This is a genomic window from Paenibacillus sp. FSL L8-0663 (assembly GCF_038008125.1).
GTDB classification, from domain to species: Bacteria; Bacillota; Bacilli; order Paenibacillales; family Paenibacillaceae; genus Paenibacillus; species Paenibacillus polymyxa_D.
In genome coordinates this window covers 213,958-230,339 of record NZ_JBBOYM010000001.1, presented here as the reverse complement: position 1 = coordinate 230,339, position 16,382 = coordinate 213,958, and the positions used below count along the sequence as shown (strand labels likewise).

At 44.6% G+C, this 16,382-nt stretch carries 13 protein-coding genes and 1 other RNA gene; all 14 read right to left on the bottom strand.

Translation table 11 applies throughout. The features are described from left to right. Nucleotides 1-20 precede the first annotated feature (20 nt). Complete coding sequence (locus tag MKY75_RS01020; protein WP_340884006.1) at nt 21-971, bottom strand: ring-cleaving dioxygenase; 951 nt, start codon at nt 969-971, stop codon at nt 21-23. Nucleotides 972-1,044: 73 nt separating this feature from the next. Beyond that, nucleotides 1,045-1,443 carry a DoxX family protein gene (locus MKY75_RS01015; protein WP_340884004.1) on the bottom strand — a complete coding sequence of 133 codons (399 nt, stop codon included), beginning with the start codon at nt 1,441-1,443 and terminating at the stop codon, nt 1,045-1,047. A 66-nt stretch (nt 1,444-1,509) separates the two neighbouring features. Next, entirely contained in the window at nt 1,510-1,737 is a 228-nt protein-coding gene (locus MKY75_RS01010; RefSeq protein ID WP_340884002.1) for a DUF896 domain-containing protein, read from the bottom strand. 345 nt (nt 1,738-2,082) lie between these two features. Continuing rightward, entirely contained in the window at nt 2,083-4,170 is a 2,088-nt protein-coding gene (locus tag MKY75_RS01005) for a carboxypeptidase regulatory-like domain-containing protein (RefSeq protein WP_208332763.1), read from the bottom strand. 292 nt (nt 4,171-4,462) lie between these two features. Further along, nucleotides 4,463-4,827: a transfer-messenger RNA gene (gene ssrA, locus MKY75_RS01000) on the bottom strand. A 250-nt stretch (nt 4,828-5,077) separates the two neighbouring features. After that, nucleotides 5,078-5,557: an SsrA-binding protein SmpB gene (gene smpB, locus MKY75_RS00995; RefSeq protein ID WP_013308270.1), complete on the bottom strand. Its 480-nt coding sequence runs from the start codon at nt 5,555-5,557 to the stop codon at nt 5,078-5,080. A 283-nt stretch (nt 5,558-5,840) separates the two neighbouring features. Further along, nucleotides 5,841-8,456, bottom strand: a complete 2,616-nt coding sequence (gene rnr, locus MKY75_RS00990; RefSeq protein ID WP_340884001.1) for a ribonuclease R — start codon at nt 8,454-8,456, stop codon at nt 5,841-5,843. Between the two features lie 196 nt (nt 8,457-8,652). Continuing rightward, nucleotides 8,653-8,886, bottom strand: a complete 234-nt coding sequence (secG, locus tag MKY75_RS00985; protein ID WP_013308268.1) for a preprotein translocase subunit SecG — start codon at nt 8,884-8,886, stop codon at nt 8,653-8,655. Nucleotides 8,887-9,227: 341 nt separating this feature from the next. After that, nucleotides 9,228-10,514: a phosphopyruvate hydratase gene (eno, locus tag MKY75_RS00980; RefSeq protein WP_013308266.1), complete on the bottom strand. Its 1,287-nt coding sequence runs from the start codon at nt 10,512-10,514 to the stop codon at nt 9,228-9,230. Between the two features lie 63 nt (nt 10,515-10,577). Next, nucleotides 10,578-12,122 carry a 2,3-bisphosphoglycerate-independent phosphoglycerate mutase gene (gene gpmI / locus MKY75_RS00975; protein ID WP_013308265.1) on the bottom strand — a complete coding sequence of 515 codons (1,545 nt, stop codon included), beginning with the start codon at nt 12,120-12,122 and terminating at the stop codon, nt 10,578-10,580. Between the two features lies 1 nt (nt 12,123). Continuing rightward, a complete protein-coding gene (gene tpiA, locus MKY75_RS00970) occupies nt 12,124-12,876 on the bottom strand; it encodes a triose-phosphate isomerase (RefSeq protein WP_023986490.1) in 753 nt (250 codons plus the stop codon). 59 nt (nt 12,877-12,935) lie between these two features. Next, a complete protein-coding gene (locus tag MKY75_RS00965; protein WP_029518988.1) occupies nt 12,936-14,117 on the bottom strand; it encodes a phosphoglycerate kinase in 1,182 nt (393 codons plus the stop codon). A 123-nt stretch (nt 14,118-14,240) separates the two neighbouring features. Further along, on the bottom strand, nt 14,241-15,251 hold the full coding sequence (gene gap, locus MKY75_RS00960; RefSeq protein ID WP_023986488.1) for a type I glyceraldehyde-3-phosphate dehydrogenase: 1,011 nt from the start codon (nt 15,249-15,251) through the stop codon (nt 14,241-14,243). Between the two features lie 93 nt (nt 15,252-15,344). Next, entirely contained in the window at nt 15,345-16,382 is a 1,038-nt protein-coding gene (locus tag MKY75_RS00955; protein ID WP_340883999.1) for a sugar-binding transcriptional regulator, read from the bottom strand.

Sequence of the window (16,382 nt, the reverse complement as noted above, 5' to 3'; positions counted from 1 at the left end):
GAGTCATATGCAACTTTTTCTTACTTTTGTTTTTCCGTTAATGTTCTCACTTTAATAGGATGCAGATTGGCCTCGATTTGAGCCCGCTGCGGTTCATACCACTCTGGCAGCATTAATTTCTGCCCCATAGATTCAGCAGGTTCATCGTTAGCAAATCCCGGTGGATCTGTAGCAATTTCAAATAGGATGCCGCCCGCTTCTCTGAAATATATAGCATTAAAATATTGGCGGTCTATGATTGGAGTCGGCTGATAGCCATAATGCTGGACTGCGCTTCTCCATTCTTCATGTTGTTCGAAGTCTTTTGCACGCCATGCAATGTGATGTACCGTGCCTGCTCCACCAAAGCCTAGACCTATTTTGGCGAGTGGGACATCCACGATGTTGCCGATTTCTCCTACGGACTGATAACGCGCATATTCGGCGTCTTCAGCGATTTTCGTAAATCCGAGTATGCTCTTCAATGCATCCATCGTTCTCTGTGGATTGACACTAAATAGCACGGCACCTCCAAACCCCTTAATTGCTTTATCGGCTGAAATGCCACCGTAAGACCAAGTACTATTCGCTCCCTCTTCACGTTCAACAAGCTCAAGACGTAAGCCCTCATTATCCTCAAATTGAAGATATTGTTCAGAAAAACGGCTCGTTTTCGTAACTTGAATATCAAAGCTTTGCAAACGATGCTGCCAAAAATCAAGTGAACCTGGGGGTACTACATACGAGGTTATGCCCACCTGGCCGCCTCCGATTCGTCCTTTGGGGGTTCCTGGTGCAGGAAAAAATGTAATGATCGTTCCAGGACTTCCTGCACCGTTACCAAAGTACAAGTGGTAAACCTCAGGAGCATCGAAGTTGATTGTTTTCTTCACTAACCGAAGTCCCAGGACGCCGGCATAGAAGTCGAAGTTTTCCTGCGGATTACCGGCGAAAGCTGTAATATGATGGATACCTGTAGTTTGAAGCGACATATGAAACCCTCCTTTAATCGTAGGAACCTTTATTTTTTGTTATTGATGACTTTTAATGACCTAACATCATGTTTTATCTAAGTATTGCATCAATGGAATATGAACCTGCTCCTGTCAACGCAATACCGATTACAACTGCAATAAGAACTAGCGGATATTCATAGCCATTAGCCGTTGCCCAGATCCCGTTTTGGCCATGTACTTTGAAAATTGCTCCGAGCATAGTCGCCGTAATCAACAATACAGCCAGTGGAGTGAGCAATCCTACAGCAAATAGAGCTCCTCCCAACAATTCCATCAACCCAGCAGCCACTGCCATGAATACTCCGGGCTTAATGCCAATCGATTCCATCCAACCGCCCGTACCCTTTGGACCATAGCCGCCAAACCACCCAAAAAGCTTTTGCGCTCCATGCCCCACCAATAACAATCCAACCACCAAACGTATCAATAACAATCCACTTGCCAACATAAGAATCACTCTCCATATTATATTATTTTAAGATTATTAAATTAGAGATATTAAATAAAATTAAATCTATTGCTTAGTGACTCGAGCCTGTTCTTTTCTAAGTTTTTCAGGAGTAACATCATCTCCATTCGGATCATAGATCGTAGCATTCAAGAGAATGCTTTGTACAGAGCCCCGAAAGATTTGAAGGTATTCTTTGCGAAGATCGGTTTGTTCCATTTTTTCGATTTCAGTTAACCCGATTTCTTTTGCTTTTTTTGCGAGCTGATTAATTCTTTCTAAAATTGTAATCATGTATATACCCCCCTATTCAAAATTTTATGATTGTTTTTGTCTTTAATTTATTTATCTTGATATAAAGATATAATACTTTTCTATCCGTGTCAACAGTTTTTCGAAAAGAAAAGCAGCCAGAACACTTAGAGACACCTTTAAGCTACAAGTTGTGTAAAACCTCTTCAACTCAATTGCTAGAGCCACAATAAAAAGCCACCAACCAGAATCACTGGCTGATGGCTTTCTTGTCTTACTCAAATGGAGGCGAGGGGAGTCGAACCCCTGTCCGAAGATAACGACACATAAGCTTCTACGGGTGTAGTCACAGTTTTGATGTCACCCGAGTATCGCCCCGTAACCGGCTTAATTTGGGTCAGCTGGATTAAGTATTAATAGTTCATTAAGCTTTACATTAATGCGTCGAGTAACTTCACCAATCGTGATATCATATTCTCCAACACTTAGTGGATATATCCACTCATCTTTTCCATAGACGATTCCCGAGTAGGTAAAGGTATTGTCTGCTCTTCTTATGGACAGATATGGATTTGACAAGGGTTTACCCTCAGCATCTTTGAATACGAATTTAACAAATCCACCGTAGCCAACCAGGTTAAAATCAGCTGTTTCATAAACACTAGAAGTAACACTCACATCTGATTTGGAACTTTTAATATACCCATTGGCAAAGGCATTCAACGTATATTTTCCGGAAGGAACCGAGAGAGTATATTCCCCATATACATCGGTCGTAGCTGTCCATAATTGATTGTACGTACTAGCAATTACCGTAGCTTGCTCCACTGGATAGCCATCAACTCCACTCACCTTACCTTTTATTACACTTCCAGCTTTAGAGTTCATTGGGTCAAAAATGTATAATTTATTTAGTTCAACATCAACAAGACGAGTGACTTCACCAATTGTAACGTTATATGTCCCAACACCTAAAGGATAAACCCATTCGTCTTTCCCATAAATTACTCCTGAGTAGACGGTGCTATTATCCATTCTTTTTATAGATATCATTGGATTTATTAATGCTTTGCCATCAGTATCTTTAAATACTAATTTAACAAATCCACCATACCCCACCAAGTTAAAATCAAATGTATCATACGCACTTGAAGTCACACTTACATTTGATTTTGAATTATCTACATAGCCATCTGCATAAACGCTTAATGTATAAATTTCTGAAGGAAGTAATAGTGTGTATTTCCCATACACATCCGTAGTCACCGTCCAAGATTGGTTATACGTGCTAGCTGTTACGGTAGCATACTCCACTGGCATACCCTCAATACCGTATACGGAACCTGTAACACTGTGGACAAGTTCATCACCAGGGAAATTCACCTCAACTGGTATGAGCTTATCATCAAGTGTACCATCACCTAGCTGTCCATAATCGTTGCCGCCCCAAGCCCAGACCGATCCATCTTTTTTTATTGCTAGTTGATGACCGGGGTATTGGGCGTATGTTTTAGATATTTGAGTGACATCTGTTAATTCAACTGGAGTTACTTCAATTTGATTAGTGAATATGTCTTCTTTAATTAATACAACTTTCCCATCTGACTTCAATGCCATTCCATTTGATATAGCTACAATGTTATCTAGATTTTCAACTTGTGTAGGAGTTGATCTATAGTCATCCCAAACCCAGACAGTCCCATCCGCTTTAAGTGCCAGTGTAGCTAATGTAGAAATATTAGCGAGTGCTTTTACATTTTCTATTCCTAAAATTTGTGTTGGTGTGGTCTGATAATTTGAACCATTAACTAAGTATCCCCACTCCCACACAGTCCCATCTGATTTGACAGCTTTTGATTTTTCATAACTACCTGTGATAGAAATGACATTTGACAAATTTTTCACTTGAACTGGAGTATATTGATCAACATAAGATCCATCCCCCAAAATTCCATATGCGTTATAGCCCCAAGTCCATACTGTTCCATCTGATTTTAAAGCCAGTGAATGATGACTTCCAGCTGATATAGAAATTACATCATGTAGATTATGTATCATTACAGGTTTCGATCTGTAAGTATTTGTTCCGTCGCCTAGCTGACCTTCGCTGTTATATCCCCAGGACCATACAGTTCCGTCTGATTTCAAGGCAAGCTGAAAACTATTCATCCCACCAACAACTTTCGTTATTTCACTCACATTTGGAATCTTCACTGGAATTTCAACAAAGTTAGGGTAACCAACCAACTCGCCTCTTTCGTTCAACCCTGATCCCCAACCCCATACAGTTCCGTCTGATTTAACTGCATATGACCTGAGGGAGTCAGCTGCAACATTAATGAACTGATGTGAAGGATTAGATGCAGATATTTCGTTGGACGAAGCATAGACAAAACCTGAGTTATTAGAAGTCATCATAAATAACATTAAAAGTACCATGGTTATCAATCTAAATTTTTCAAACAGGTTAGACATCTCTTTCAGACCCCTTTTAGTAGATTGTGCAACTCAGTTATGAATTAATTTAACGGTTACTACTACTTAGTCGGTAATGGCAACACCTCTTCACTACAAAATCAGATACCCCAATATTCCCACACGATAAATACTCTGTCAAAATATTTTGTCGTCCTAGCTATATCACCTTATATCTGAATCTATCGTATTCGATGGCAGAGAAAATAGAAGCCATCGAGCCGAAGTGGTCCTCCCTTTTCGAGTCCACGAGAAAAAACGGACACCGAATGGTGTCCGTTACTGATACTACGTATGGAGGCGAGGGGAGTCGAACCCCTGTCCGAAGATAACGACACATAAGCTTCTACGGGTGTAGTCACAGTTTTGATGTCACCCGAGTATCGCCCCGTAACCGGCTATACGTTGGGTCAGCCTGATTATCTTCTTCAGCTCACCGCAGGCGGAGATGAGACAGCGTATCCCACTATTTGTTAGCCCCTATCCCTGTCACATGGGCGATGCAGAGTAGAAGCACGCACACAGTTTCTTAGGCTGCGAAAGCGTAGTTGTTTTGTTGTTTGCCGTTTAATAGGCTTTAGCGTTGATGAAGCGGACGCGTCCCCACTACCCGCTACCCATGCTCGAACTATCCCCGTCGAATCCATAAACGCCCCCTTATTATAAAAGGGCTCCACGGATAAATCCGGAAATACCGGAGCATAAGCATGCATAATACCAAAAGCTGAATCCTAAGATTCAACACTCGAACAAAGTTAAAAGCTTTAAAACTGACTACTTCGTTAGTATACCATATTACAGGCCATTACGAAACGAAATGAAGCCATTTAAGCCTTATAAAATAGCACCATTAGAGGAACAAGTAACTTCTCCACGTAATTTGTACCATAACTAATAATACAATAACTTATCTCGCAATTTTCTGCTTCTCGCGCAAAGCGCGTTGGATATCACGTTGTGCATCGCGTTTAGCGGCAGCATCACGTTTATCATACTGCTTTTTACCTCTACCCAGTCCGAGCAAAAGCTTGGCATAACCATTGCGAACATAAATCTTTAACGGAACAATCGTGTAACCTTCCTGTTTGGACAGACCGATAAGCTTGCGAATCTGCTCTTTATGCAACAGCAGCTTACGCGTACGCGTCGGATCGGTAGGATTATTACGATTACCTTGCTCAAAAGGACTGATATGCATATTGTGAATATGAATTTCGCCATTACGGATCGTAGCAAATGCATCACTTATATTGGAACGACCATTTCGCAGAGACTTAATTTCCGTTCCCGTTAATACCATGCCCGCCTCGTAGGTGTCCTCAATAAAATAGTCATGGGAAGCTTTTTTGTTCTGGGCGAGCACTTTCCCGTCTGCCTTCTTACCCATGAATACCACTCCTTATGAATAACGTAATTCACTCTTGAAATCCAGGCATCAAAATCTGGCTACAAAGAGCCACCTAGAAATATATTGTAACAAATTTCAGATGGTAAAAGCAAGAAGGGGCAAGCCTTCTACATTTCTAACTAACACTAACATCACACTTAAAACAAGGCGGCTTCTATCCGTTACTGCAGACAGAAACCGCCTTTATACCTAAGTCGCATGATTAGTTTCATCCCCTGCCACGAAAGAAGACTCCTGCCTTCTAGCAAGCAAGTATAGCCACCTACTTCTTCTTTTTCCGCACAAAGCCAGCGGTGCTATTGCCGCCACTTCCGCCCTTATTCTTCCGTTTGCGTCGTGCTGCGCCTTCACCGTTTGGTCTGGCATCACTTCCTGGTGTAGCTGCTCCGCCGATGAAAATACCGCTGGCAGACGTCTTCTTCCGTCGCTTGCTTGCCCCGGATGCTGGCGAGTTATACCCGCCCTTGCCACTGCCAAAGCCGAAGCTGCTAGCTGAACCAGCTCCTGCCCCGTTCCCACCGCCGCGCCCTGAACGGCCTGCGGTGCTAATGCCTCCGTTACCTGCGCCAGCCTCTTTTGGCTTCCCGGTAACATCACGACTGCCTTTACCCTCTTTGCCAGTCTTATCCTTGCCGCCCTTGCGGTCACGCCCTTCTCGGCCTTTGCCTTTACCACGGCTCTCGCCACGCGCAAAGCCTCCGCCCTGTCCTGTACCGCCAGTCCGTTCACGGCGTTGCCGTTGCTTCATATCGACAAGTTCAAAGTCAATTGTGTAATCTTCCATATTTACACGCGCGACCCGAACCTTAACCTCATCTCCAATGCGGAACACCTTGGAGGTGCGTTCGCCGATCAACGCCATATGCTGCTCGTCAAAATGATAATAGTCGTCCGTAAGCGCACTCAGTCGCGTCAGACCCTCCACTGTATTGTCGAGCTCTATGAACATTCCGAAGCTGGTTACACTGCTGATGATTCCCTCGAATTCCTCGCCGACCTTATCCAGCATGTACTCAGCCTTTTTCATCTGCTCTGTATCACGCTCTGCATCCACAGCTACACGCTCACGCTCGGAAGATTGCTGCGCAATATCAGGCATACGTGCAGTCAAATATTCCTGACGTTCGGCTGTTAAAGCCCCGCCATTCTCCAATACCTCACGAATGACACGGTGAATCACCAAGTCAGGGTAACGACGAATCGGCGATGTAAAATGAGAGTAATATTCCGCTGCTAGTCCAAAATGACCTGTCGACTCCGCATCATACTTTGCCTGCTTCATCGAACGCAGCATCATCGTGCTAAGCACGGTTTGCTCCTTCGTACCCTGAATGTCTTCCAGCAACGTTTGCAGTGCACGCGGATGAATGGAATTCCCTCTACCTTTGATCTGATGCCCAAAATTAGCTGCGAAAGCCATAAAGTTTTGCAGCTTCTCTGGATCTGGGTCCTCATGAATCCGGTACAAGAAAGGTACTTTGAGCCAATGGAAATGTTCAGCTACCGTTTCATTGGCCGCCAACATAAACTCTTCAATAATTTGTTCAGCTATCGTACGATCCCTCTTCACAATATCGACAGCTTTACCTTCATCATCAACAATCACTTTGGCTTCATCAAAATCAAAATCAACTGCACCTCGGCGCATTCGATTAGCACGCAGCTTCAATGCCAATTCCTTCATCGTGCCGAATACATCAACCAGATCCTTGTACCGTTCCATCAGTTCAGCATCTTCCTCTTCGAGGATTTTGCGAACGTTAGTGTACGTCATCCGTTCCTTCGTTTTAATTACACTGGTGAAAATATCATGCTTTACAACCTTCATATGCTCATTGAATTCCATCTCACAGGATAAAGTCAGTCGATCCACCTGTGGATTCAAAGAACATATTCCGTTTGAAAGTCGATGTGGAAGCATAGGAATGACACGGTCAACCAAATACACGCTACAACCGCGGTTATATGCCTCCTGATCCAGCTTGGAGTTCTCACGCACATAATACCCTACGTCGGCAATATGAACGCCCAGACGGTAATTTCCGTTCGGCAAGCGCTCTACATTTACAGCATCATCCAGGTCTTTGGCATCCTCACCATCAATGGTAACAATGATCTTATCACGCAGATCGCGCCGCCCCTGACGTACAATCTCTTCTTCCGTAATCGCGTCGGGAGCATTCTCGGCTTCCTCTGTCACTTCATCTGGAAAAGCTTCCGGAAGCTGATGCTTGCGAATAACGGACAAAATGTCAACGCCTGGATCATCCTTATGACCCAAAACCTCCAACACTTCGCCTTCCGCCGCAGCTCGTCCTTCTGGATAGCTCACAATGCGCACAACGACCTTTTGCCCGTTCACAGCTCCGTTGAAGCTATCCTTTGGAATGAAAATATCCCGGTTAATGCGCTTATCATCCGGCAAAACAAAACCGTATGCTTCGTGGCTCTGAAACACGCCTACTACTTGAAGCACTGCGCGCTTCACGATCCGTACAACTTCACCTTCTAATCGACCGCCCGCAGGTCCCTTCGAGGACACTCTTACCAGTACCGTATCTCCATTCATCGCACTCTTTAAATCATTGGCATGAATATATACATCCGGGTGCTCCCGGTCCTCTGGAATCAAAAAAGCAAATCCCTTGGCATGAGCCTGCAAACGCCCACGCTGCAAATCCATCCGTTCCGGCACGCCATAACGGTTTGTGCGGGTCAGCAGAATTTTTCCCTCTTCCTCCAAGGCATTCAAAAGCTTAAGAAATTCACGGAAATCTTCCGCATCCTTAATTTCAAAGTGCTGCTCCAGCTCCTGGTAAGTCATGGGTTTGTATGCGGTCTCGCGCATAAAATCGAGTAGTTGTTGCTCTGTTATCATAATATTGTCCACCTCGGGTGACCTTTAATTTTCAGTAATAAAATCCGCATGTCCTTGTTCCTTGCTCCTGATACAAGGCTCTTAATATACTCATACCCTAGTATACACGAATTTAATCGACGGCATCCCTGCCTGTCCAAAATCTAAAAAAAGCCCCCGTTTCCCGCGAAACGAAGGCTTAAGGTACATATTTATCTTATTTTGCAAAAAATGCAACTAAAACAGAAACGATCATGAAACCCGCACCCAAAACAGCAGTTGCGCGTTGTAAAATCAAATCCATACCGCGAGCTTTTGTCTTGCCGAACAGATGCTCAGCACCGCCAGAGATGGCACCGGACAAACCTGCACTTTTCCCCTTTTGCAGTAAAACAACCGCAATAACAGCAATCGAGAACACAACGAGCAGCACTTTCAAAAAGATTTCCATGAAAAATCCCACCTCCTGAGCTTATACATCTGTTTTGCAAAACAACACAGCCTCTTTTATGAAAACATGTACATATCATGTTATAAATAGCCGGAAATTAACGCAAAACACTATTTTTATTCTACCACAGCTTCCAGTAGATAACAACAGCTATAGCAAGTCACTCAGCCATTAAGCCTTTGCAAAGTTATAAATTCTCATACACATCCATAATAACAAAAAACAGACCTGCTCGCGGTGGCGAGTAGGCCTGTTTTATTCATGCGTAAAAGCTTTGAGCGTTCAGACTTCGTGATCATAAACCATGAGTCAAGAGACGCCATCAGCATTTTTGCGCAATATTATTTTTTCAGGTTGTAGAAAGATTTCAGGCCGTGGTATTGAGCCAGTTCACCCAGTTGATCCTCAATGCGGAGCAATTGGTTGTACTTCGCAATACGGTCAGTACGGGAAGGAGCACCTGTTTTAATTTGGCCTGCATTTGTTGCAACAGCGATATCAGCGATTGTGCTGTCTTCGGATTCACCGGAACGGTGAGAGATAACAGCTGTGTATCCTGCACGTTTAGCCAATTCGATAGCATCGAATGTTTCAGTCAGCGTACCGATTTGGTTTACTTTGATCAGGATGGAGTTACCGATGTTTTCATCGATACCTTTAGCCAGACGCTCTGTGTTTGTTACGAACAGGTCGTCACCAACCAATTGGATTTTGTTGCCCAATTTTTCAGTGAGCAATTTCCAACCTTCCCAGTCATCTTCGGAGCAACCATCTTCAATAGTGATGATTGGGTATTTATCAACCCAAGAAGCAAGCAGGTCAACGAACTCAGCAGAAGTGAAGGATTTGCCTTCGCCTTCCAAAGTATATTTTCCATCTTTGAAGAACTCAGTGGAAGCAACGTCCATACCGAGGAATACGTCAACACCTGGTTTGTAACCAGCTTTTTCGATCGCTTCGATAATAGTGGACAGAGCTTCTTCGTTAGATTTGAAGTTAGGAGCAAAACCACCTTCATCACCAACAGCTGTGTTCAAACCTTTGGAGTTCAGTACGGATTTCAGGTTGTGGAAGATTTCTGCGCCTACACGCAGAGCTTCTTTGAATGTAGGAGCGCCTACAGGCAGAACCATGAACTCTTGTACGTCAACGTTATTGTCGGCATGAGCGCCACCGTTAACGATGTTCATCATTGGTACTGGCAATTGTTTAGCATTGAATCCGCCTAGGTAAGTGTACAGTGGCAAGCCCAGAGCTTCAGCAGCAGCGCGAGCTACAGCCATGGATACTGCCAGAATTGCGTTTGCACCCAATTTACCTTTGTTATGTGTACCATCCAATTTGATCATCAGCGTGTCGATTTCTACTTGGTTCACAGCATCCAAGCCGATTACTTCAGGAGCAATAATTTCGTTCACGTTTTTAACAGCTTGCAGAACGCCTTTACCCAGGTAACGGGATTTGTCGTTATCACGAAGTTCTACAGCTTCGTGAGCGCCTGTGGAGGCACCGGAAGGAACGATAGCACTACCGATAGCACCGGATTCCAGATATACTTCAACTTCAACTGTAGGGTTACCACGGGAGTCGAGGACTTCGCGAGCGTACACGTCAGAAATAATAGTCATTTGTACTTAATCTCCTTTGTGAATCATGATTTATTGGTCAAGCCTATACTTATTAAATCAAGCTTACTTGCGGGATGCAATCATAGATTTTCCTGTCATTTCCGCAGGTTGCGGAAGTTGCATCAAATCCAGAAGCGTTGGAGCTACGTCAGCCAATATTCCATGCTCACGCAAAACGATATTTTCGTCAGTCAAAATGAACGGAACCGGATTCGTTGTGTGAGCTGTGAACGGACGTCCCTGCTCATCAATTTCCATATCCGCGTTACCATGGTCGGCAATGATAATAACCACGCCACCTTTGGCTTTAACCGCATCTACAACACGTCCAACACATTCATCCGTCGTCTCTACCGCCTTAATCGTTGGCTCCAGCATACCGGAGTGTCCAACCATATCCGGATTGGCAAAGTTCAGGATAATCGCATCATGCTTGTCGGCTTCGATTTCCTTAACAGCAGCATCCGCTACTTCATACGCACTCATTTCCGGCTGCAAGTCATATGTAGCCACTTTAGGCGAGTTGATCAAAATACGAGTTTCGCCAGGAAGCTCCACATCACGTCCGCCACTGAAAAAGAAAGTAACGTGCGGATATTTTTCAGTCTCAGCAATACGCAATTGCTTCTTGTTGTTTTGAACCAACACTTCACCAAACGTGTTATCCAGATTTTTCGGTTCGTAAGCTACAAAGCCCTCAACCGTTTCGCTGAACAACGTCAGGCAAACAAAGTGCAAATCTTTAGGCCATTTCGGGCCACGGTCAAAACCACGGAAGTCCGCGTTTGTAAATACCTGAGACAGTTGAATCGCACGGTCAGGACGGAAGTTGAGGAAGATAACAGAGTCATTGCTTTCGACCAGCCCTACAGGACTTCCGTCAGCCTTCACAATAACAGTTGGCTCCACAAATTCGTCGAACACTGATTTTTCATACGATTCTTTCAATGCTTCCATTGGATCTGTGTATTGAGGTCCTTCTCCGTATACGATTGCACGGTAAGATTTCTCTACACGTTCCCAACGTTTGTCGCGGTCCATAGCATAATAGCGTCCTTGTACAGTCGCAATTTTACCTACGCCCACTTCTTGAATTTTAGCGATCAGCTGCTGCATGAAGCCTACGCCGCTGTCTGGCATAACGTCGCGTCCATCCATGAAAGCATGAATGTACACTTCTGTTAGGCCTTCTTTTTTCGCCAAGTCCAGCATAGCGAACAGATGGCTGATATGGCTATGCACGCCGCCGTCGGACAGAAGTCCGTACAGGTGAAGTTTCGTGTTGTTCTTCTTGGCATGTTGCACTGCTTTAACCAGTGTTTCATTGTCGTAGAATTCACCTTCACGGATGGACTTCGAAATACGAGTCAAGTCTTGATATACGATACGGCCTGCGCCGATGTTCAAGTGACCCACTTCAGAGTTACCCATTTGTCCTTCCGGCAAACCTACTGCTTCGCCAGAAGCCGTCAGCGTTGTATGAGGATACTGTTGTAAATACCGGTCGTAATTCGGTTTGTTGGCCTGTGCAACCGCATTGCCTTCCACGGTGTCACGCAGTCCGAACCCGTCCATAATAATTAAAGCTACCGGTTTTGGTGCTGTCATCTTACTTCGCCCCCTCAACAAGCGCGATGTACGACGCCGGTTGAAGACTGGCACCGCCCACGAGCGCGCCGTCGATATCGCTTTGACCCAGGTACTCAGTAACATTTTCAGGTTTTACACTACCACCATACTGAATACGTACAGCATTTGCTGTATTTTCATCATACAGCTCTTTAATCAGACTGCGGATATAGGAAATCACTTCATTCGCATCCTGCGAAGTGGAGGATTTGCCTGTTCCGATGGCCCAGATTGGCTCATAAGCAACAACTACTTGTGCAGCCTGATCCTTAGCCAAACCAGCAAAAGCTGCTACAGTTTGCACTTTTACAACTTCTTTGGTTTGTCCAGCTTCACGATCTTCCAGCTTTTCGCCTACACATACGATTGGAGTCAGGTCATGACGGAATGCCGCATGAACCTTTTTGTTCACCGTTTCGTCTGTTTCATTAAAATATTCACGACGTTCGGAGTGTCCGATCACAACGTAGTCTACGCCCAGATCTTTCAGCATTCCGCCGCTAATTTCACCTGTAAATGCACCATCTTCTGCAAAGTGCAGGTTTTGTGCGCCAATTTTAATAGACGTGCCTTTTACTGCTTCAACCAGAGCAGGAAGATTCGTAAATGGTGCGCAAATCACGCTTTCCACTCCTGCAACCTCTGCTTTGCCTTTGATCTCTTCGATGAAAGTTTTAGCTTCTGGTACGGTTTTAAACATCTTCCAGTTACCCGCGATAATCGGTGTTCTCAATGGTTTCAACTCCTAACTATTAGGTGCCCTAAAGCTTTATTCACGCATAGTGCGTTTGATTATTTATCGTTCAGTGCAACAACACCCGGAAGTGCTTTGCCTTCCATAAATTCCAGAGATGCGCCGCCGCCAGTGGAAATATGGTCCATCTTGTCAGCCAAGTGGAATTTTTCAGCCGCAGCCGCAGAATCACCGCCACCAATGATGGTGTATGCTTCTGTTGTTGCGCAAGCTTCCGCTACTTCACGAGTACCACCAGCGAAAGGTTCGATTTCAAATACGCCCATTGGTCCGTTCCATACAACCAGTTTGGAGTTTTTGATCACATCTGCATAGATTTTACGTGTTTTTGGTCCGATGTCCACGCCTTCCCAAGCTGCAGGAATGCCGTCGATATCCACAATATCTGTGTTCGCCGTAGCGCTGAAATCGTCAGACACAACAATATCCACCGGAAGATAGAAGTTTTTGCCGAGTTTCTTCGCTTTTTCGATAAATCCAAGAGCTACGTCCAGTTTGGATTCATCCAGCAAAGATTGACCCACTTCATAACCTTGAGCTTTGAAGAATGTATAAGTCAAACCGCCACCAATGATTACGTTATCTGCAATGTTCAGCAGGTTGTCGATCACGTCGATTTTGTCTTTTACTTTGGAACCGCCGATAATGGCTGTAAAAGGACGATCTGGATTCGACAGAGCTTTACCAATAACAGACAATTCTTTTTCCATCAGCAGGCCGGAAACAGCCGGAAGAATATGAGCGATACCTTCAGTGGAAGCATGAGCACGGTGTGCTGCGCCGAATGCGTCATTCACGAAAACGTCAGCCAATTCAGCAAATTGCTTCGCCAACTCAGGATCATTCTTTTCTTCTCCTGCATAGAAACGTACATTTTCAAGCAACAGCACGTCGCCGTTTTGCAGTTCAGCCACTTTCGCTTTAACAGCTTCGCCTACTGCTTCGTCCACTTTAACTACTGGCTTTTTCAGCAGTTCAGACAAACGTACGCCAACAGGAGTCAGACGCATGGATTCAACAACCTGACCTTTTGGACGTCCAAAGTGACTCGCCAAAATAACTTTTGCACCTTTTTCAATCAGGTAGTTAATGGTTGGCAAGGTTTCACGAATACGCTTGTCATCTGTAATTTTACCGTCTTCAACCGGAACGTTAAAATCTACACGAACAAACACCCGTTTTCCATTCAGTTCTATATCACGTACGCTCTTTTTGTTCATCTCCATATTCCTCCGCACCCTTATAATTTTACGAAACAGGAATTTAAGGCACATTTTGATATATAAAGAGCGGAAACAATAACCTGTTTCCGCTCTATGATGTTACTAATAAGAAAGTTCTTATTATTTAGCCAGTTTAGCGAAGTATTCCAACGTGCGGATCAATTGTGCAGTGTAGGACATTTCGTTGTCATACCAAGCTACAGTTTTCACCAGTTGTTTGTCGCCGACAGTCAGAACTTTAGTTTGAGTTGCATCAAACAAAGAACCGAAAGTGAGGCCTTTGATGTCGGAAGAAACGATTTGATCTTCAGTGTATCCATAAGTTTCAGGATCGGAAGCTTCTTTCATCGCTGCGTTGATTTCTTCAGCAGTTACGTTTTTCTCCAGAACTGTTACCAACTCAGTCAGGGAACCTGTAGGTACTGGAACACGTTGAGCTGCGCCATCCAATTTACCTTTCAACTCAGGGATAACCAAACCGATTGCTTTAGCAGCACCAGTTGTGTTAGGAATGATGTTTTCAGCTGCTGCACGAGCACGACGGAAGTCACCTTTAGCATGTGGAGCATCCAAAGTGTTTTGGTCGCCAGTGTAAGCATGAATTGTAGTCATCAAACCTTCAACGATACCAAATTTATCTTGCAGTGTTTTAGCCATAGGAGCCAGGCAGTTCGTTGTGCAAGAAGCACCAGAGATTACAGTTTCAGTTCCATCCAGAATTTCATGGTTTACGTTGTAAACGACAGTTTTCATGTCGCCAGTAGCTGGAGCGGAGATAACAACTTTTTTAGCGCCGCCTTTCAAATGTTTCTCAGCAGCTTCTTTAGTTGTGAAGAAACCTGTGCATTCCAGAACGATGTCTACACCCAGGTCTCCCCAAGGCAGTTCTTCAGGGTTGCGGTTAGCCAAAACTTTAACTTCTTTACCGTTTACTTTGAAGAAGCCATCATGTACTTCTACTTGTCCTTGGAAATTGCCTTGTGTTGTATCATATTTCAACAAATGTGCCAACATTTTGGAATCTGTCAAGTCATTGATTGCTACTACTTCAATACCTTCCACGTTTTGAATCCGACGGAAAGCAAGGCGTCCAATACGTCCGAAACCATTAATACCAACTTTAACTGTCATGAGTGAGTTCCTCCCAAAGTTCGTTTAGTTTAGTTTTATATATTCAAGACAGACCCGAAAGCCTGTCAAGACAACAGATTCATAAATCCTATATTAATCATTTAAATAACGACTTACAATCTCAACAGCAGCGCCTTCGTCGGTGACCAAAATGTCTTCTTGCCCGAAACGCAGTACCGCATGAATAGCGGCCGCCTTGTTCTTGCCTCCAGCTACACCTAGAACCGTATCGGTACGCCTAATGTCCTCCAATCGGAGTCCAAGCGTCAGCATTCTGTGAACAACGACGCCATCTTCGTTAAAATAATAACCAAACGATTCGGCTACCGCCCCTTCACTGCTGATCTGGGCAAAGGTTTCGGGATCAAGTTTACGTCTATGTGCCATCGCTATGGCGTTGCCTATCCCGTGAATGATGATACGACTCTCGCGAATCAGGCTCAATATATCCTGAATGTTCGCATCTTCAAGCAAGGAGTTGTAAGCATGATTGCTGAGCAAATCCGGTACATGGAGCAGACGGTATTGAGCGCCGACCTTGCGAGCCATTGTGGAAGCAATTGTGTTGGCCTGCATTTCCATGCTTTCTCCCAAACCCCCGCGTGCCGGTACAAACCACCCACCCTTAAGGGGGCCATTAGAAGGCAATGCCAGTTGTTCCGCCACGTCTGCAATCGTCGTGCCACCTGTTACAGCGACCACATCCTCGTCGTCCATAACACTTAGCAACGCTTTTGCTCCAGCGCGCCCCAGCTCCTGCTTTGTTAACGGAGAAACATCCGAATCCCCTGGAACGACAACCACCTTCCTCAAACCATAGGCTTGACGAATCTGGTCCTCCAATTGGGACAGGCCGAACAAGTTGTTCGCAATCGGCTCCAGCTGTTCCAGCAGATCCAGTCCTGCTTTGCTCACCTTCATGCCTACACTCTCAATCTCAATTAGCCCCTGAGCTTTAAGAAGATCGGTTTCGGCGCGCAACACGCGCTCGGTCATGTTCAGTGAAGCTGCCAGTGTTCTGCGTCCAACAACATCGGACAGCATAATCTGATGCAGGATCGTGTACCTTTTTTTCAAAACATCCATGAGGTCGGGCAGAAGCTGCTTCTGTATTTCTAATATCTTTCGCAT

Excerpts from the sequence above, each read along its gene's own strand:
- MKY75_RS01020 (WP_340884006.1), bottom strand. The coding sequence starts at position 971 with ATGTCGCTTCAAACTACAGGTATCCATCATATTACAGCTTTCGCCGGT.
- MKY75_RS01015 (WP_340884004.1), bottom strand. The coding sequence starts at position 1,443 with ATGTTGGCAAGTGGATTGTTATTGATACGTTTGGTGGTTGGATTGTTA.
- MKY75_RS01010 (WP_340884002.1), bottom strand. The coding sequence starts at position 1,737 with ATGATTACAATTTTAGAAAGAATTAATCAGCTCGCAAAAAAAGCAAAA.
- MKY75_RS01005 (WP_208332763.1), bottom strand. The coding sequence starts at position 4,170 with ATGTCTAACCTGTTTGAAAAATTTAGATTGATAACCATGGTACTTTTA.
- smpB (WP_013308270.1), bottom strand. The coding sequence starts at position 5,557 with ATGGGTAAGAAGGCAGACGGGAAAGTGCTCGCCCAGAACAAAAAAGCT.
- rnr (WP_340884001.1), bottom strand. The coding sequence starts at position 8,456 with ATGATAACAGAGCAACAACTACTCGATTTTATGCGCGAGACCGCATAC.
- secG (WP_013308268.1), bottom strand. The coding sequence starts at position 8,886 with ATGGAAATCTTTTTGAAAGTGCTGCTCGTTGTGTTCTCGATTGCTGTT.
- eno (WP_013308266.1), bottom strand. The coding sequence starts at position 10,514 with ATGACTATTATTTCTGACGTGTACGCTCGCGAAGTCCTCGACTCCCGT.
- gpmI (WP_013308265.1), bottom strand. The coding sequence starts at position 12,122 with ATGACAGCACCAAAACCGGTAGCTTTAATTATTATGGACGGGTTCGGA.
- MKY75_RS00965 (WP_029518988.1), bottom strand. The coding sequence starts at position 14,117 with ATGAACAAAAAGAGCGTACGTGATATAGAACTGAATGGAAAACGGGTG.
- gap (WP_023986488.1), bottom strand. The coding sequence starts at position 15,251 with ATGACAGTTAAAGTTGGTATTAATGGTTTCGGACGTATTGGACGCCTT.
- MKY75_RS00955 (WP_340883999.1), bottom strand. The coding sequence starts at position 16,382 with ATGCGAAAGATATTAGAAATACAGAAGCAGCTTCTGCCCGACCTCATG.